Raw genomic sequence first — 16956 nt, 5'->3', positions numbered from 1 at the left:
CTCAGGCGTTATCCTCTGTCTTGTCATCGGCGGCGGGCGCTTCGTCTTCACGGCCGGCTTCGGCCATGCGACGCTTGTCGTCACGCACTGTGTTGGTCACCAGGTTGGAGAGACGCATCCCCTCGACCAGGGTCTGGTCGTAGTAGAAACGCAGCTCGGGCACCACCCGCAGACGCATGGCACTGCCCAGCAGGCTGCGGATGTAACCGGCGGCCTCGGTCAGGCCCTTGAGCCCTTCCTTGATGCGATCGGCATCGCTGTCGAGCTGCAAGAAGGTGACGTAAACCTTGGCATAGTTGAGGTCCTTGGACACTTCCACGTCCGAGACGGTTACCATGCCGATACGCGGGTCTTTCACCTCGCGCTGCAGAATGAGCGCAATTTCGCGCTGGATCTGCTGGCCGACCCTGTTGGTCCGGCTGAATTCTCTGGCCATATTCTATCCTGCGATAAAAGGGGGCCTCAGCCCCCTATTTTGTCTTGCTCTCGGCTTACAGAGTCCGTTGGATTTCAACAGTCTCGTAAACTTCGATCTGGTCGCCTTCACGCACGTCATTGTAGTTCTTGACCGCAATGCCGCACTCGTAGCCGTTCTTGACTTCGTTGACGTCATCCTTGAAGCGACGCAGGGATTCCAGCTCGCCTTCATAGATGACCACGTTGTCACGCAGAACACGGATACGGTTGGAGCGCTTGACCACACCTTCGGTGACCATACAGCCTGCAACAGCGCCGAATTTCGGCGACTTGAACACGCTGCGGACCTGAGCCAGACCGATGATCTCCTGACGATACTCGGGAGCCAGCATGCCGCTCATGGCCTGCTTCACTTCGTCGATCAGGTCATAGATGACGGAGTAGTAGCGCAGATCCAGGTTCTCGGCCTCGATGACCTTGCGGGCAGAGGCGTCGGCACGGACGTTGAAGCCCACCAGGATACCGCTGGAGGCGGCAGCCAGGGTCGCGTCGGTTTCGGTGATGCCACCCACGCCGGAGCCCACGATCTTGACCTTGACCTCTTCGGTGGAGAGCTTGACCAGTGCATCGCAGATAGCTTCCACGGAGCCCTGTACGTCGGCCTTGATCACCACGTTCACTTCGGACACTTCGCCCTCGGTCATGTTGGCGAACATGTTCTCCAGCTTGGCCTTCTGCTGGCGAGCCAGCTTGACTTCGCGGAACTTGCCCTGACGATAGAGCGCCACTTCACGGGCCTTCTTCTCGTCACGCACGACGGTGGCTTCGTCACCGGCTGACGGCACCCCGGACAGACCCAGGATTTCCACCGGCAGGGACGGACCCGCTTCCTTGATCTCGCGACCCAGTTCGTCACGCATGGCGCGCACCCGGCCGTACTCGAGACCGCACAGCACGATGTCGCCCTGACGCAGGGTCCCTTCCTGTACCAGGACGGTGGCAACCGGGCCACGACCCTTGTCCAGGAAGGATTCGATCACGACGCCATTGGCCATGCCATCGACGACCGCTTTCAGCTCCAGAACTTCGGACTGGATCAGGATGGCTTCCAGCAGCTCGTCGATGCCTTCGCCGGATTTGGCGGAGACGTGGACGAACTGGCAATCACCACCCCAGTCTTCGGACATGACGTTGTAACGGGCCAGCTCGGTCTTGACGCGATCCGGATCCGCTTCGGGCTTGTCGATCTTGTTGACCGCCACCACCAGGGGCACTTCCGCCGCCTTGGCGTGCTGGATGGCTTCGATGGTCTGCGGCATGACGCCGTCATCGGCAGCCACCACCAGAACAACGATGTCGGTCGCCTTGGCACCACGGGCACGCATGGAGGTGAACGCCGCGTGACCCGGGGTATCCAGGAAGGTGATCATGCCACTGTCGGTCTCGACGTGGTAAGCACCGATATGCTGGGTAATACCACCGGCTTCGCCCGCGGCGACCTTGGCCTTGCGGATGTAGTCCAGCAGCGAGGTCTTGCCGTGGTCGACGTGACCCATGATGGTCACGACCGGCGCGCGCGGCTTGGCTTCGGAGGTCTCGTCACGATCGCTCAGTACCGCCTCTTCCAGCTCGTTCTCGCGGCGCAGTACCACCTTGTGGCCCATCTCCTCGGCAACCAGCTGAGCGGTTTCCTGGTCGATGACCTGGTTGATGGTGGCCATGGCGCCCATCTTCATCATCGCCTTGATGACTTCGACACCCTTGACGGCCATCTTGTTGGCGAGCTCCGCCACTGTGATGGTCTCGCCGATGACGACGTCACGGTTGACCACGGCGGCCGGCTTGTTGAAGCCGTGCTTCATGGCGTTGGGCATGGCCATCTTGCCACGCTTGCCCTTGCGGGCACGGGGATCGCGGGAGTTGCGATCGTCCTCGCGACGGCCCGGTTTCTTCGGACCCTTGGCGGCGGCGGCGGTGCGACGGCTGGTCTCTTCTTTGCGATCCAGTTCGTCTTCGGCTGCCTGAGCATGCTTGTTGGTGGTCAGGTGGTAGTCGCTGCTCTCTTTGGCGCGAGCGGCTTCTTCCTCGGCCCAGCGGGCCGCATTTTGTTCCGCCATCAGACGAGCCTCTTCGGCTTTCTGAGCGGCGAGTGCTTCAGCTTTTTGCAAAGCTGTCTGTTCCTGTTGGCGCTTCAGTTCTTCTGCTTCGCGCTTGGCCATCTTTTCTGCCTCTTGCTGAGCTGTGCTACCGGCTGCTTTGGCGGGCTGCTGAGCCTGCCTGGCCTTTGATTGTGCCTCGATGCGCGCCTTTTCCTCAGCTTCACGACGAGCCTGCTCAGCCGCCAGGCGAGCCTTCTCCTCAGCCTCACGACGAGCCTTCTCTTCGGCCTCGTGACGGGCTTTTTCTTCTGCTTCCAAACGCGCTTTTTCCTCGGCTTCCGCCTGACGCTGCTCATCTTCCAGCGCCGAACGTCTTACATAGGTGCGAGACTTGCGCACTTCTACCTGCACTTCCTTGTTCTTGCCGCCAGTGCCTTGAACACTCAGGGTGCTCTTGGTCTTGCGCTGCAAGGTCATGCGGGCAGGTGCGGTGACCTCGTCACCTCCATGCTGTTTCTTCAGATGGGCCAGCAGAGTCTGCTTTTCGGACTCGCTGACCAGATCGTCGGCCTTGTTCTTGCTGATACCGGCATCGACAAACTGCTGGAGAAGACGATCAACCGGTGTGTCGATGTCAGTGGCAAGTTGTTTGACTGATACTTCTGCCATTCATTTTCCTCCGTTTGATCTTAACTGGACTGCTCTTCCCCGAACCAACAGATATTGCGAGCAGCCATAATCAGCTCACCGGCTTTCTCAGCCGTCAGCCCTTCAATGTCTGCAAGGTCATCGATGCCTTGCTCTGCCAGATCTTCCAGGTTGCCGATACCGCGTGCAGCCAGGGCATAGGCCAGTTCGCGATCCAGGCCTTTGAGACCGAGCAGTTCTTCGGAAGGCTCGACGCCTTCGAACGATTCTTCTTTGGCCAGGGCCTTGGTGGTCAGGGCATCCTTGGCACGGGTGCGCAGCTCTTCGACCATGTCTTCATCCAGACCGTCGATGGCCAGCAGCTCGTTGACCGGGACGAAGGCGATCTCTTCCAGAGTAGAGAAGCCCTCTTCCATCAGCAGACCGGCGAAATCGTCGTCGATGTCCAGGGTGCTGGTGAACAGGTTCATGATGCGATCGTTCTCGGCCTGGTGCTTGGCACGCATGTCCTCGACGGTCATCACGTTCAGCTCCCACCCGGTCAGCTGGGAAGCCAGACGCACGTTCTGGCCGTTGCGGCCGATGGCCTGGGCCAGGTTGGCGGCTTCCACGGCGATGTCCATGGTGTGGTTGTCTTCATCGACGATGATGGAGGCCACATCGGCCGGCGCCATGGCATTGATCACGTACTGGGCCGGGTTGTCATCGTACAGCACGATGTCGGCACGCTCACCGCTCAGCTCGGCGGAGACGGCTTGCACACGGGCGCCACGCATGCCGATGCAGGCACCGATCGGGTCGATACGACGATCGTTGGTCTTGACCGCGATCTTGGCGCGGGAACCCGGATCACGGGCGGCGCCCATGATTTCGATCATCTCTTCGCCGATCTCCGGCACTTCGATGCGAAACAGCTCTTTCAAGAAGTCCGGGCTGGAGCGGCTGACAAACAGCTGGGAGCCACGGGCTTCCGGACGCACGGCGTAGAGCAGACCACGGATGCGGTCACCCGGGCGGAAGGTCTCGCGCGGCAGCATGTCGTCACGGAAGATCACCGCCTCGGCGTTGCTGCCCAGATCCAGGATAACGTTGTCGCGGTTGCTCTTCTTGACCACACCGCTGATGATGGTGCCTTCCTTGTCCTTGAACTGGTCAACGACCTGGGAACGCTCGGCCTCGCGCACTTTCTGCACGATAACCTGCTTGGCGGTCTGGGTGGTGATGCGATCGAAGGTAACAGATTCAATCTGATCTTCTACATAGTCACCGACCTGGATCTCGGGGTCATCGATCTGAGCCGCTTCCAGGGTGATTTCACCGTAAGCGTTCTCCATGGAAGCCTGATCGGCGACCACGACCCAGCGGCGATAGGTGTCGTAATCACCGGTCTTGCGGTCGATTTCGACCCGCACTTCGATCTCGCCTTCGTATTTCTTCTTGGTCGCCGTCGCCAGCGCAGTTTCCAGCGCCTCGAAGATCTTCTCGCGGGGCACGGCTTTCTCGTTTGACACTGCGTCAACGACCAGCAAAATTTCTTTATTCATATCCGATAGCCTCGTTAACCAAAGTTCGGCACTATGTTCGCTTTTTGGATATTGGTGAAAGCGAACAGCTCGTCCTTACCGTCTACCGTCAGGGTGATGGTATCCCCCTGCACGGCTTTGATTACGCCTTTGAACTTGCGGCGGTTATTTGTTGCCATTCGAAGCTGCACCGCCGCCTCCTGGCCAACGTATTTTTCGAACTGGGCAACCTTGAACAGGGGACGATCCAGACCAGGCGAGGAGACTTCCAGGTAATACTCCTCGGTGATGGGATCTTCAACGTCCATGATGGCACCGACCTGACGGCTCACTTCGGCGCAATGCTCAACGGTCACACCCTGCTCGCTGTCGATGAAGACACGCAGGGTCGAGTGTTTACCCGCACGGATAAACTCCACACCCCAAAGTTCAAAACCCAAGGCTTTGACAGGCGCCTCGAGCAGATCGGTCAAACGCTGTTCCAACGTAGCCAAAGTTACCCTCCGAAAAAACAAAAAAAGGGCATATAGCCCAGATGAAGTACGAACTCAGAGTAAATTGCACATAACAAAAAGCCCCGATGTCAAATCGGGGCTTGGCGCTTTACCCTGATTGTCGCCTCGCAGCGACCGCTTTCCTGAGCGAAGGAAGGCGTGAAATTTGGTTGCGGGGGCCGGATTTGAACCGACGACCTTCGGGTTATGAGCCCGACGAGCTACCATGCTGCTCCACCCCGCGTCCGAAATCGTGCGAGATTATAGCCTTATCAAACTTTTCGTACAAGAATGAAGGGCCATAATATACCTGGTTACCCAGGCTCACTGCTTAATTGGTGCCGTGGGCGGGACTCGAACCCGCACACCCTAGAGCACTACCCCCTCAAGATAGCGTGTCTACCAATTCCACCACCACGGCAAAACTTACTCAATTGGGAACGTCGGAATCTTTCTTCACCGGCGCTTCTACCTGCTCAACCTGTTGGGTTTGTTGCAGATTTTCCCACTCGCTCCCCTGTTTCACCTTATTGCTGGACATAGAACCCAGCAGCAGGCTTATGACAAAAAACAGAGTTGCCAAAATCGCTGTTGTTCGGGTCAGGAAGTTCCCTGAACCACTGGAGCCGAATACGGTATTCGATGCTCCTGCGCCGAAGGAGGCGCCCATATCAGCCCCTTTACCTTGCTGAATCATCACCAGACCGATGAGGGTCAAGGAGACCAACAGATAAACGACTAAAAGAATCTCGTACATTTAACTTGCACCCTTTGCCGCTTCAACAATTCCTAAAAACGCCTGGTCATCGAGGCTTGCTCCACCAATCAGACCGCCGTCAACGTCGGGCTGGGCAAACAAATCTCTCGCATTGGCCGGTGTCAGGCTCCCACCATAGATGATTCTGACTTTCTCACCTATTACCGGAGTATCCTCCGCCAAGCGACCACGAATAAAGGAATGAACCTCTTGTGCCTGCTCGGGTGTGGCGCATTTACCTGTGCCTACTGCCCAAATCGGCTCGTAGGCGATGATAGCATTATCGAAAGCCATCGCGCCATTCTTCTCTATGACGATATCCAGCTCTTCGGCTATCACCTCGAAGGTGCGCCTCGCCTGCCTTGCAGCGCCTGACTCACCCAGACAAAGTATGGGTATCAGCCCTGCCGACCTGGCCGCAGCGAACTTCTCCGCCACGATGAAACTGGTCTCTCCAAAGAGACGCCTGCGCTCGGAATGCCCTACTATGACGTAACGACATCCTGCCTCAATCAACATCTCACACGAGACTTCCCCCGTATAAGCGCCAGATTGGTGCTGGCTCATATTCTGAGCCCCCAACTTCATCGCCCGCTGATCACTCAGCAGACGCGACACAAAGTCGAGATGCACATGGGACGGACACAACACAGTATCAACCTTGTCATCCAACCCCTTGAGGCAAGCGGTGGTAAACTGCTCTAACTGCGACCTGCTACCGTGTAACTTCCAGTTGGCTGCTACAAACGGCTTCCGATTTCCCATCGGCGAACTCCCTTGCGAAAGCGAGGCAGATAATATCCAGAGGACATTGAACTGACAAGCGCTATTTTTGATTTTTTGAATCGTTTGAACAAGATACAACCAGGGCGGTATAAATACCGCCCTGTTCGCTCATTAAAACGCCGACTTTACCCGTTGGGCGATACGCTCTGCCATGTCACGCACCTGGGCCTCATGTTCCCCTTCCACCATGACCCGGATCAGCGGCTCGGTTCCGGACTTGCGCAGCAAGACGCGACCACGGCCTGCCAGCTCCTGCTCCACTGCGGCCACCTCGGTCAACACGGCCTCTGATGTCAGGGGATCTTCCCCTTCTGAGAAACGCACATTGATCAGGATCTGGGGGAACTTGCTCATACCTGAACGCAGCTTGGCCAGCGGCATCTCGGCGCTGCGCATGGCGGTCAATACCTGCAGGGCGGCGACGATGCCATCCCCCGTGGTGGTCTGATCCAGGCAGATGATATGGCCCGAGTTCTCGCCACCGATGCGCCAGCCTTTCTCGTTGAGCATTTCCAGCACGTAGCGATCCCCCACCTTGGCCCGGGCAAACGGAATACCGAGCGTCTGCAGTGCCAGCTCCAGGCCCATGTTGGCCATCAGGGTGCCGACAACGCCCCCCTTGAGGCGACCGTTGCGCAGGGCATCGCGGGCGATGATGTAGAGGATCTCGTCACCATCGATGATGTAGCCTGTGCTGTCCACCATCACCAGGCGATCACCGTCACCATCGAAGGCGATCCCCAGATCCGCCTTGCTCTCCAGTACCTTGGCCACCAGGGCATCGGGAGCGGTGGAGCCGACACCGTCATTGATGTTGAGACCATCAGGGCTGCAACCCATGGCGATCACCTCGGCCCCCAGCTCGCGAAAGACGGACGGGGCAATGTGATAGGTGGCGCCATGGCCGCAGTCCACCACCATTTTCAAGCCTTCCAGGCTCAAGTTGGAGGGGAAGGTGCTCTTGCAGAACTCGATGTAGCGCCCGGCGGCATCCTCGATGCGCACGGCCTTACCAAGCTCGGCGGACTCCACGCACTTGAGCTCGTTGTCCAACTCGGCCTCGATGGCGAGCTCCACTTCATCGGGCAGCTTGGTACCGTCGGCGGAGAAGAACTTGATGCCGTTGTCGTAATAGGGGTTATGGGAGGCGCTGATGACGATGCCGGCCTCGGCGCGGAAGGTGCGCGTCAGATACGCCACCGCCGGGGTGGGCATGGGGCCCATCAGTATGGCCTTGAGCCCGGCGGCGGAGAGGCCCGCCTCCAGTGCAGACTCCAGCATGTAACCTGAGATGCGGGTGTCCTTGCCGATCAGCACCTTCTTGGTCCCTTTCTTGGAGAGCACCTTGCCGGCGGCCCAGCCCAGCTTCATCACAAAATCAGGAGTGATCGGGTATTCACCCACCTTGCCGCGGACACCATCGGTGCCAAAATACTTTCTTGCCATTGTCTGTTCTCGTTGTTATCTGGAAATGAAATCTTGTCCCGTCATGACCATCCAGCCGGCGCGCAGGGCATCCATGGTCTCTCGCACATCGTGCACCCTTATGATGCGGGCGCCATGCTGCATCCCGATGAGGGCACAGGCCAGGCTGCCGGCGAGGCGCTCATCGACACTGCGGCCGAGCAGGTGACCTATCATAGACTTTCGCGACATGCCGACCAAGAGCGGCATCCCGTAATCGAGCAACTTCTGCTGCCAGGCCAACAACTGGTAATTGTGGTTCACGGTCTTGCCAAAGCCATAACCAGGATCCAGCAACAGCCGCTCGCGGGAGATGCCGGCCGCGAGGCAGGCGGCAATCCGCTCGTCGAAGAAGGCTCTCACCTCCCCCAGCAAGTCGTCGTAGTGTGGCTCCACCTGCATGGTCCTCGGCTGCCCTTTCATGTGCATCAGGCAAACGGGGACGCCCGCCGCAGCGGCGGCGTCGAGCGCCCCCGGTTCCTGCAAGGCCCGCACATCGTTGATGAGGTGGCCGCCGGCGGCGCAGGCCTCGCGCATCACCACTGCCTTGGAGGTATCGAGGGAAATCATCACCTCCAGCTCACGGGCGAGTCGCGCCACCACGGGCACCACACGATCCAGCTCCTCCTGCTCGCCAACATCCGGGGCACCGGGTCGGGTCGACTCCCCGCCCACATCGATCAGGGTGGCGCCATCGGCCACCATCTGGCGGGCATGGGCGAGCGCCTGTTCGACCTGATGGAAACGACCGCCGTCCGAGAAGGAGTCCGGGGTAACATTGAGGATCCCCATGACGTGGGGACGTTCGAGGGAGAGGCTGAGCCCCTTGCTGGTCAACTGCATGGTAGGGTCCATCTTGCATCAATGAAAAAAACCCCGGGCAAGCCCGGGGTTTGAGAGTGAATTATCTTATTTGGCCGGCACGTCGTTGGCTTTGTCGATATCGACGTTCGCCTCTTTCGGCTCCTCGACCTTCACCTCTTCAGGTTCGGTCTTGGTGGCACTGCCGCCACTTGGGGTGTCGCCGTGCTCGTCATGCCAGTTGCTCGGTGCACGCACCTCGCGACGGGCCATCAGATCGTCGATCTGCTTGGCGTCTATGGTCTCGTACTTCATCAGCGCGTCCTTCATGGAGTGCAGCACGTCCATGTTGTCCATCAGGATCTGCTTGGCACGATCATAGTTGCGGTCGATCACCAGCTTGACCTCGGCATCGATGACGCGGGCGGTATCGTCGGACATGTGCTTGGCCTTGGCCATGCTGCGACCGAGGAACACCTCGCCATCTTCTTCCGCATAGAGCATGGGGCCGAGGCGCTCGGACATGCCCCACTGGGTCACCATCTTGCGGGCGATGTCGGTGGCACGCTCGATGTCATTGGAGGCACCGGTCGATACCTTCTCGGCACCGTAGATCAGCTCTTCCGCCAGACGACCGCCATACAGGCTGGAGATCATGGACTCCAGATGCTGCTTGGAGTGACTCCAGCGATCCTGCTCCGGCAGGTACATGGTCACCCCCAGAGCACGGCCACGGGGAATGATGGAGACCTTGTAGACGGGATCATGATCCGGCACCACACGACCAATGATGGCGTGACCCGCCTCATGGTACGCCGTCATCTCTTTCTCGGACTCCTGCATTACCATGGAGCGACGCTCCGACCCCATCATGATCTTGTCCTTGGCCCGTTCGAACTCGGACATGGAGACCACGCGGCGACTCTCGCGAGCGGAGAACAGGGCCGCCTCGTTGACCAGGTTGGCCAGATCGGCGCCGGAGAAACCCGGGGTACCACGGGCAATCACGGCCGCATTGACGTCATCGGCCAAGGGAACCTTGCGCATGTGCACTTTCAGGATCTGCTCGCGACCGCGGACATCCGGCAGGCCGACCACGACCTGACGGTCGAAACGACCTGGACGCAGCAGAGCCGGATCCAGCACGTCGGGACGGTTGGTGGCGGCGATGACGATGACGCCTTCGTTGCCCTCGAAACCATCCATCTCGACCAGCATCTGGTTCAGGGTCTGCTCGCGCTCGTCATGACCGCCGCCGAGACCGGCGCCACGCTGGCGACCGACCGCATCAATCTCATCGATGAAGATGATGCAGGGGGAGGACTTCTTGGCCTGCTCGAACATGTCGCGCACCCGGGAGGCACCGACACCCACGAACATCTCGACGAAGTCGGAACCCGAGATGGTGAAGAAGGGCACCTTGGCCTCGCCCGCGATGGCCTTGGCCAGCAGGGTCTTACCTGTACCGGGCGGGCCGACCAGCAGCACACCGGTGGGGATCCTGCCGCCCAGCTTCTGGAACTTGGTCGGATCACGCAGGTAATCCACCAGCTCTTTGACCTCTTCCTTCGCTTCGTCACAGCCTGCGACGTCACCGAACGTGGTCTTGATCTGCTCTTCGCTCATCAGGCGAGCCTTGCTCTTGCCAAACGACATGGCACCCTTGCCACCGCCGCCCTGCATCTGACGCATGAAGAAGACCCAGACACCGATCAGCAGCAACATCGGGAACCAGGAGATGAAGATGGAGGTGATCAGGGAAGGCTCTTCCGGTTTGATCCCCTCAACCTTGACGTTGTGGTTGAGCATGTCGTTGAGCAGTTGAGGATCCTGCGCCGGGATGATCGTCTGGAAACGTTCACCGGTGCGTTTGACGCCATTGATGACCTTACCGTCCATCCGCACTTCGCGGATCTGCTCTTGGGTCACTTCTTTTACAAAGCTGGAGTAGTCCAGCTGGCGACTGGTGGTATCACTGGGGCTGAAGCTATTGAACACCGACATCAGCACGACGGCGATGACAAGCCACAGGATTAAGTTTTTCGCCATGTCACTCAAATCAGTAACCTCGCAGACTGACAGTTAACGCTAAAAGGTAGGGTACTACAGTTTAAAACCGGTAGCCACAATGTACACTTCGCGCGAGCGGGCTCTTGATGAGTCCGGCTTGCGTATCTTGACTGCTGTAAAAAGTTGTCTAATTTCATTGAGATAGGCATCAAAACCCTCCCCCTGAAACACCTTGGCCACGAAGCTGCCATTCGTACGCAGCACCTGGTTGCACATGTCCAGCGCCAGCTCAACCAGATACATGGCTCTCGCCTGATCCACCTGCTGGGTCCCGCTCATGTTGGGTGCCATGTCCGACATGACCACATCCACCTTGTTCGGTCCCACTCGCTCGAGCAGTGCGGCCAGCACAGTTTCCTCCCGAAAGTCCCCTTGCAGGAAATCGACCCCGGCGATGGAATCCATCGGCAGAATATCGCAGGCGATGACGCGACCGTTGTCACCGACCTGATCGATGGCAAACTGGGACCAGCCACCGGGGGCGGCACCGAGATCCACTACCGTCATGCCGGGCTTGAGCAGCTTGTCCTTGTCCTGGATTTCGTCGATCTTGAACACGGCGCGGGATCTCAGTCCAAGTTTCTGGGCTTTCTTGACATATTGATCGTCGAAATGCTCTTTCAACCAGCGAGTTGAACTGGGGGAACGTTTTTTCTGGGTCATGGTTATCGGCTTTAAAAAACCACAAGGGTTATTAGTATTAAGGGCTAAGTGGGGGTAGAATACGCCCCTTTCAACCCTGACTTATGAAGAATTTTGCCATGACGCTCAACAACAAACAGAAACAGTACCTCAAGGGCCTGGCCCACAGCCTGAAACCGGTCGTCCTGCTGGGACAACACGGCCTGACCGAAGGCGTACTGGCCGAGATCGACCTCGCTCTGGCTCATCACGAGCTGATCAAGGTGAAAGTCGCCGCCGAAGATCGCGAAATGAAGCAGCTGGTCATGGATGCCATCGTCCGTGAGACCGGCGCCATCAAGGTGCAGAGCATGGGCCACGTGCTGACCATCTATCGCAAGGCCAACGAACCCAAGATCCAGCTGCCCCGCAAGTAAGAGAGAGCGCCGCTCTCTCCTTCCGTTTCCCCTCTTCCCAAGTCGCTTGCCAAAGTAGTCGTCAGGGCCTTAACCTGCGATGAATACTTGGAAATGTCGACCATGGACCATCAGCAGATACTCACCGACGAAGAACTGACCATGTTGCGGGAGCTGGGGAAAGACCAGGGCTCGGCCGCCGGGCAATCCCTGAGCGGCTACCTGGATACGCCCCTGCTCGGCCTGCTGCAACGGGCGGACATGCTCGCCCTCGAGGCACGCTTCGCCGGGCATCAGCTCAGCTTCCCCCTCTATTTCACCCAGGGGGACGATGGCTTTCTCGAACCTCGCATTGCCGCCCCCGTCATTCAGGAACTCAGCCACGATCATCCCAGAGCCTGGCGTCTGGCCACGGAGGGGACGCTGCAGCTGAAGGGGGGCGATTACCCGGTCACCAGCCTCTCCCTCAACGGCCTCATCGTCCAGTGTCTGCCCGATACCCTCAAGCGAGGAGATGTCCTCCATGCCAGCCTGCTGCTCGATGCACTGGCACCTCTCCCCCTCAGCGGCATCCTCATCAGGGAAGTACGCAAGGGGCAGACCGTCATCGGCTGGGCAATCCAGTTTCAGATGAGCGAGGCGGATCAGGAGCGGCTGCGGGGCTGGATGTTCGAGCATCATCAGAGCACCTTTACCCAGGCGTATGCTCCGCCCGAGGATTGATGCCCGAAAATGACAAGAGGGGAGCCAGGGCTCCCCTCTTCGTTGCCAGCCACCCGTTACAGGTAGTCGACGCTCAGCACTTCATATTCCACGTCACCGGCCGGGGTCTTGACGATGGCCACATCATCCACCTCCTTGCCGATCAGCGCACGGGCGATGGGGGAATTGACCGAGATAAGGTTCTGTTTGATATCGGCCTCGTCGTCACCCACGATGCGATAGGTCACCTCTTCTTCCGTCTCGGACTTGAGCAGATTGACGGTGGCGCCGAAAATGACGCGGCCATTGTTGGCGATCTTGGTGACATCTATGACCTGGGCATTGGAGAGCTTGGCTTCAATCTCCTGGATGCGCCCTTCGCAAAAGCCTTGCTGCTCACGGGCGGCATGGTACTCGGCGTTCTCTTTCAGATCACCATGTTCACGGGCATCTGCAATCGCTTCGATAATCTGCGGACGCAGCTCGCTCTTCAGATAATCGAGCTCTTTGCGCAGCTTCTCGGCGCCGCGCACAGTCATCGGAGTTTGATTCATAGTCGAAACCTGGGTTGCTTTATAAAGAGAAGCTGCGGCAATCAAGGAGAGCCGCAGCTATCGGTTCGGATGGGGCATCTTAATATGAAGCCGGGGGAAAATCCATGGTACCCCCGCGATGCGCCCCCCTCCTCTGCTCCGTCTATTGCGAGTCGTTCGGTACCCCTATGGGCTCGGATACGCTCGCCTTGCCCTGCATGATGGCGATCTCGACCCTGCGGTTGGCACGACGGTGCTCGGTCGAATCGTTCGGCATCAAGGGTTGGGAATCGGCCATGCCCTGTACCACGAGTCGGCTCTGGTCGAAGCCTTCCACCTTGATCATCTGATGGGCCACCGCCACCGCCCGCTGGGAGGAGAGCTCCCAGTTGGAGCGAAACAGTTCATTCTCGGTCGCGACATCATCGGTGTGGCCGGAGACGGTGATCTCCCCCGGCACATCCTTGAGCAAGCCGGCCACCTTGCGGATCACCGGCCAGAACTGGGGTTGCAAAAACGCGGATCCCGCCGGGAAGGAGGCCTTCTCGCGGATGCGGATGATGACCTGCTGGCCGAGAGATTCTATCTCGATGGCGCCGTCCTGGATCTGATCCTTGAGCTGCTCCGCCAGTTGTTTCGCCAGGGCGTTGGATTGGGCCTGCTGCTGTTGCTGCTGCTCCTCCTTCGCCTGTTCACTGGTCTTGCCCCCCGCCAGATCTCCCGCCTCCTTCTGTTGGCCTCCGGCCTGATCGGCATCCCCTGGCTGGAACTCCAGCTCGGTCTGGGTCATGTCGATGGTCTGCTGCATGATGGTGTCGATCGGCGTCGGCTCCGGCCGTCCCGGCCTGAACTCCTGGGCGATGACGGAGGTCCCCTTCGGAATATCCTTCACCTCCAGCAGATTCTGCACCCCGAAGGCGTACTTCATGGAGCCGGCAATCTGCTTGAACTTGAGCACGTCCATCTCGGCAAAGGAGAGCAACAGCACGAAAAAGCACATCAACAGCGACATCAGGTCGGCAAAGGTTCCCATGTAAGAGGGCAGGCCCGGCGGCGGACACTTGCATTTGGACATGGCTATTCCTATTCGGCGCCGTCATTGCGCTTGGATTGGTTCAGGTAATTTTGCAGCATGGACTGGATCACGCGAGGGTTCTGACCGTCCTGAATGCCCATGATGGCATCCAGGATCAAGGCCCGGGAGAGGCGCTCCTCGCCACTGCGCAGCTCCAGCTTGTCGGCGATGGGAATGGCAAACATGTTGGCCTCGATGGCGCCATAGAGAGTAGTCAGCAAGGCGACCGCCATGGCCGGCCCGATGGACTTGGGATCGCTCATGTTCGACAGCATGGCTACCAGCCCCACGAGCGTACCTATCATCCCCATGGCGGGGCCGAGATCGCCGAGGGCGCGAAACACCTTGATCGCCATGACGTGTCGCTCCGAGGTGAGTTCCATGTCTTTTTCCATGACGGCGCGCACCACCTCGGCATCGTGGCCATCCACCAGCATGTCTATTCCCTTCTTCATGAAGGTGTTGGGGATCTCCGCCGCCTCCAGGGCCAGGAAGCCCCCCTTGCGGGCCGCATCCGCCAGCTCGACGGCCTTCTGGATCAGGTCGTCGAGCTTGTCGCCCTTGTGCATGAAGGCCTTGCCTGCGATCTTGAACGCACCGAAGAACTGGCCAACGTTGAACTTCATCATGGCGATGAAGATGGAGCCCAGGATGGTGATGCAGATGGAGGGGACGTCGACAAACATGCTGAGGGAGCCCCCCAGGATCATGCCGTAGATCACCACCCCAAAACCCAGCACTATGCCGATAAGACTACCTAGATCCACGCCGCTACTCCTGTCAGCCGATTCTTGAATTCATCATATTTCATTGAATTTTCTGCTATTGCTTCCCAAGCGGCAAGCGCGAAAGTGCGCACTTGACCCCGGTCGGCTTATTTATCGGCCGTCACGGCCAGAGTTTGAGGCAATGACGCTTTCCCGCTCCCCCCCAAGGGGCGACGATGTTAAGATGAGCCGTTTTTTCAATCCCCGAGGATGAACATGGCCAGTAAAAAAATCGACCGACTGAGTTTTGATGCCACTCTGGAAGAGCTGGAAACCATAGTTCATCAACTCGAACAAGGCTCCCTCCCCCTCGAGGAGGCGCTCAAGCAGTTCGAACAAGGTATTCATCTGGTGCGCGCCGGCCAGCAGAAGCTGGAGCAGGCCGAGCAGAAGATCCAGATCCTGCTGACCCAGGCCGATGACGGCGAGCAGGCCGTTCCTTTCCAACCCGAGCAAGGAGCCTGACCCGTGTCGCTGGATAGCTTCTCACGCCTGTATCGCCAGCGTATCGATGATCGGCTGTCACAACAGCTCGATGCCCTCCCCCCCATGGCGCCACGGCTGCGCGAGGCCATGAAGTATGGTCTGTTATTGGGAGGCAAGCGAGTACGTCCTTTCCTGGTCTATGCCGTCGGCGAGATGCTGGGAGTCGAGACGGACAGGCTCGATGGCCCCGCCGCCGCCGTGGAGTGCATCCACGCATACTCTCTGCTCCATGACGACCTGCCCGCCATGGATGACGACGACCTGCGTCGTGGCCAGCCGACGGTGCACAAGGCGTTCGACGAGGGCACTGCCATCCTGGCCGGTGACGCCCTGCAGACCCTGGCATTCAGCATAATGGCCGATCACCCCATGCCCGATACCTTGATGGCCAACCGGGTGCGCATGCTGAGCACTTTGGCCCGCGCCTCGGGTTACCTTGGCATGTGCGGCGGCCAGGCGCTGGATCTGCAGGCAGAAGGTCGCCAGATCACCCTGGCAGAACTCGAACAGGTTCATCGCCACAAGACGGGGGCCCTCATCGAGTGTGCCGTCACCCTGGGCGCCCTGTGCAAGGCCGACATGGATGAGCAGACCCTGGGTGCGCTGCAGGCCTATGCGGCCGCCATCGGACTCGCCTTCCAGGTGCAGGACGACATCCTCGACATCACGGGGGATACCGCGACCCTGGGCAAGCCACAGGGTTCGGATCTGGCGCTGGAAAAGAGCACCTACCCGGCCCTGCTCGGCCTGGATCAGGCCCGTGAGCTGGCTCGCGAACTGCACGGCAAAGCCTTAACAGCCCTGCGCCCTTTGCCCTACAATACCGATATTCTGGAAGCGTTTGCCGATTACATCATCGAGCGAACCCACTGAACGCTGGATAACAGTAACAATATGAGCGTTGATATAAGCAAGTTCCCCAACCTGGCCCTCGCTGACACCCCGGTTGAGTTGAGATCCCTGCCCAAGGAGAGACTGCCCGTCCTGTGCAACGAGTTACGTGAGTACTTGCTGCGCTCGGTGAGCCGCTCCAGCGGCCATCTCGCCTCCGGCCTTGGCACCGTCGAGCTGACGGTCGCCCTGCACTACGTCTACAACACCCCGTTCGATCGGCTGGTGTGGGACGTGGGCCATCAGGCCTATCCCCACAAGATCCTGACCGGACGGCGGGAGCGGATGCAGAGCATTCGCCAGAAGGATGGCCTTCACCCCTTCCCCTGGCGCGGCGAGAGCGAGTATGACGTGCTCTCGGTCGGCCACTCCAGCACCTCCATCGGCGCGGCGCTCGGCATGGCGG

18 protein-coding genes and 2 tRNA genes are annotated in these 16956 nt (G+C 59.1%); 5 read left to right on the top strand and 15 right to left on the bottom strand.

The features are described from left to right. Position 1: 1 nt before the first annotated feature. The 12 genes from rbfA to rlmE form a co-directional block, all read right to left on the bottom strand. The gene (gene rbfA, locus BN1119_RS07025; protein ID WP_041995719.1) at positions 2-436 is read right to left on the bottom strand and encodes a 30S ribosome-binding factor RbfA; all 435 of its coding nucleotides are present in this window, start codon (positions 434-436) and stop codon (positions 2-4) included. A gap of 55 nt (positions 437-491) precedes the next feature. Then, complete coding sequence (gene infB / locus BN1119_RS07020; RefSeq protein WP_041995716.1) at positions 492-3185, bottom strand: translation initiation factor IF-2; 2694 nt, start codon at positions 3183-3185, stop codon at positions 492-494. Positions 3186-3205: 20 nt separating this feature from the next. Further along, complete coding sequence (gene nusA, locus BN1119_RS07015) at positions 3206-4708, bottom strand: transcription termination factor NusA (protein WP_041995713.1); 1503 nt, start codon at positions 4706-4708, stop codon at positions 3206-3208. A 14-nt stretch (positions 4709-4722) separates the two neighbouring features. Next, positions 4723-5181 (bottom strand): ribosome maturation factor RimP, encoded by a 459-nt coding sequence (gene rimP, locus BN1119_RS07010; RefSeq protein ID WP_041995711.1) that lies wholly within the window; start codon positions 5179-5181, stop codon positions 4723-4725. 167 nt (positions 5182-5348) lie between these two features. Next, positions 5349-5425 (bottom strand) — tRNA-Met (locus BN1119_RS07005). Between the two features lie 92 nt (positions 5426-5517). Then, positions 5518-5602 (bottom strand) — tRNA-Leu (locus BN1119_RS07000). Positions 5603-5611: 9 nt separating this feature from the next. Next, complete coding sequence (gene secG / locus BN1119_RS06995) at positions 5612-5938, bottom strand: preprotein translocase subunit SecG (protein ID WP_041995708.1); 327 nt, start codon at positions 5936-5938, stop codon at positions 5612-5614. After that, positions 5939-6703, bottom strand: coding sequence for a triose-phosphate isomerase (gene tpiA / locus BN1119_RS06990; protein ID WP_041995705.1), 765 nt, complete (start codon positions 6701-6703; stop codon positions 5939-5941). A 132-nt stretch (positions 6704-6835) separates the two neighbouring features. Continuing rightward, positions 6836-8170, bottom strand: a complete 1335-nt coding sequence (gene glmM / locus BN1119_RS06985; RefSeq protein WP_041995702.1) for a phosphoglucosamine mutase — start codon at positions 8168-8170, stop codon at positions 6836-6838. Positions 8171-8185: 15 nt separating this feature from the next. Next, entirely contained in the window at positions 8186-9031 is an 846-nt protein-coding gene (gene folP, locus BN1119_RS06980) for a dihydropteroate synthase (RefSeq protein WP_041995958.1), read from the bottom strand. Between the two features lie 66 nt (positions 9032-9097). After that, entirely contained in the window at positions 9098-11047 is a 1950-nt protein-coding gene (gene ftsH / locus BN1119_RS06975) for an ATP-dependent zinc metalloprotease FtsH (RefSeq protein WP_041995699.1), read from the bottom strand. Between the two features lie 45 nt (positions 11048-11092). Next, positions 11093-11722, bottom strand: a complete 630-nt coding sequence (rlmE, locus tag BN1119_RS06970) for a 23S rRNA (uridine(2552)-2'-O)-methyltransferase RlmE (protein WP_041995696.1) — start codon at positions 11720-11722, stop codon at positions 11093-11095. Positions 11723-11820: 98 nt separating this feature from the next. Here rlmE and yhbY point away from each other — a divergent pair, with 98 nt between their 5' ends. Next, on the top strand, positions 11821-12117 hold the full coding sequence (yhbY, locus tag BN1119_RS06965) for a ribosome assembly RNA-binding protein YhbY (protein WP_041995693.1): 297 nt from the start codon (positions 11821-11823) through the stop codon (positions 12115-12117). Positions 12118-12210: 93 nt separating this feature from the next. Beyond that, positions 12211-12819: a PilZ domain-containing protein gene (locus BN1119_RS06960; protein ID WP_244463693.1), complete on the top strand. Its 609-nt coding sequence runs from the start codon at positions 12211-12213 to the stop codon at positions 12817-12819. A 56-nt stretch (positions 12820-12875) separates the two neighbouring features. Here BN1119_RS06960 and greA read toward each other — a convergent pair whose 3' ends face one another. The 3 genes from greA to pomA all read right to left on the bottom strand — a co-directional run bounded on the left by greA (position 12876) and on the right by pomA (position 15173). Next, positions 12876-13352: a transcription elongation factor GreA gene (gene greA, locus BN1119_RS06955; RefSeq protein ID WP_041995690.1), complete on the bottom strand. Its 477-nt coding sequence runs from the start codon at positions 13350-13352 to the stop codon at positions 12876-12878. A gap of 142 nt (positions 13353-13494) precedes the next feature. Beyond that, positions 13495-14406: a flagellar motor protein MotB gene (locus tag BN1119_RS06950; protein WP_041995688.1), complete on the bottom strand. Its 912-nt coding sequence runs from the start codon at positions 14404-14406 to the stop codon at positions 13495-13497. Between the two features lie 8 nt (positions 14407-14414). Next, entirely contained in the window at positions 14415-15173 is a 759-nt protein-coding gene (pomA, locus tag BN1119_RS06945; protein WP_041995686.1) for a flagellar motor protein PomA, read from the bottom strand. A 216-nt stretch (positions 15174-15389) separates the two neighbouring features. Here pomA and xseB point away from each other — a divergent pair, with 216 nt between their 5' ends. From xseB to BN1119_RS06930, 3 genes are all read left to right on the top strand, one after another. After that, the gene (gene xseB, locus BN1119_RS06940) at positions 15390-15638 is read left to right on the top strand and encodes an exodeoxyribonuclease VII small subunit (protein WP_041995952.1); all 249 of its coding nucleotides are present in this window, start codon (positions 15390-15392) and stop codon (positions 15636-15638) included. Positions 15639-15641: 3 nt separating this feature from the next. Further along, positions 15642-16532: a (2E,6E)-farnesyl diphosphate synthase gene (gene ispA / locus BN1119_RS06935; protein WP_041995683.1), complete on the top strand. Its 891-nt coding sequence runs from the start codon at positions 15642-15644 to the stop codon at positions 16530-16532. A gap of 21 nt (positions 16533-16553) precedes the next feature. After that, on the top strand, positions 16554-16956 hold a 403-nt coding region (locus BN1119_RS06930), incomplete at its 3' end, for a 1-deoxy-D-xylulose-5-phosphate synthase N-terminal domain-containing protein (RefSeq protein ID WP_041995680.1).

The organism is Aeromonas bivalvium (assembly GCF_000819765.1).
Taxonomy (GTDB): Bacteria; Pseudomonadota; Gammaproteobacteria; order Enterobacterales; family Aeromonadaceae; genus Aeromonas; species Aeromonas bivalvium.
Note: the sequence above shows the minus strand (reverse complement) of the source record. Positions and strands in the feature narration are given on the sequence as shown.

Bases quoted from the DNA above. Each gene is read 5' to 3' on its own strand.
- rbfA (WP_041995719.1), bottom strand. From the start codon at position 436: ATGGCCAGAGAATTCAGCCGGACCAACAGGGTCGGCCAGCAGATCCAG.
- infB (WP_041995716.1), bottom strand. From the start codon at position 3,185: ATGGCAGAAGTATCAGTCAAACAACTTGCCACTGACATCGACACACCG.
- nusA (WP_041995713.1), bottom strand. From the start codon at position 4,708: ATGAATAAAGAAATTTTGCTGGTCGTTGACGCAGTGTCAAACGAGAAA.
- secG (WP_041995708.1), bottom strand. From the start codon at position 5,938: ATGTACGAGATTCTTTTAGTCGTTTATCTGTTGGTCTCCTTGACCCTC.
- tpiA (WP_041995705.1), bottom strand. From the start codon at position 6,703: ATGGGAAATCGGAAGCCGTTTGTAGCAGCCAACTGGAAGTTACACGGT.
- glmM (WP_041995702.1), bottom strand. From the start codon at position 8,170: ATGGCAAGAAAGTATTTTGGCACCGATGGTGTCCGCGGCAAGGTGGGT.
- folP (WP_041995958.1), bottom strand. From the start codon at position 9,031: ATGCAGTTGACCAGCAAGGGGCTCAGCCTCTCCCTCGAACGTCCCCAC.
- rlmE (WP_041995696.1), bottom strand. From the start codon at position 11,722: ATGACCCAGAAAAAACGTTCCCCCAGTTCAACTCGCTGGTTGAAAGAG.
- yhbY (WP_041995693.1), top strand. From the start codon at position 11,821: ATGACGCTCAACAACAAACAGAAACAGTACCTCAAGGGCCTGGCCCAC.
- BN1119_RS06960 (WP_244463693.1), top strand. From the start codon at position 12,211: ATGTCGACCATGGACCATCAGCAGATACTCACCGACGAAGAACTGACC.
- greA (WP_041995690.1), bottom strand. From the start codon at position 13,352: ATGAATCAAACTCCGATGACTGTGCGCGGCGCCGAGAAGCTGCGCAAA.
- BN1119_RS06950 (WP_041995688.1), bottom strand. From the start codon at position 14,406: ATGTCCAAATGCAAGTGTCCGCCGCCGGGCCTGCCCTCTTACATGGGA.
- xseB (WP_041995952.1), top strand. From the start codon at position 15,390: ATGGCCAGTAAAAAAATCGACCGACTGAGTTTTGATGCCACTCTGGAA.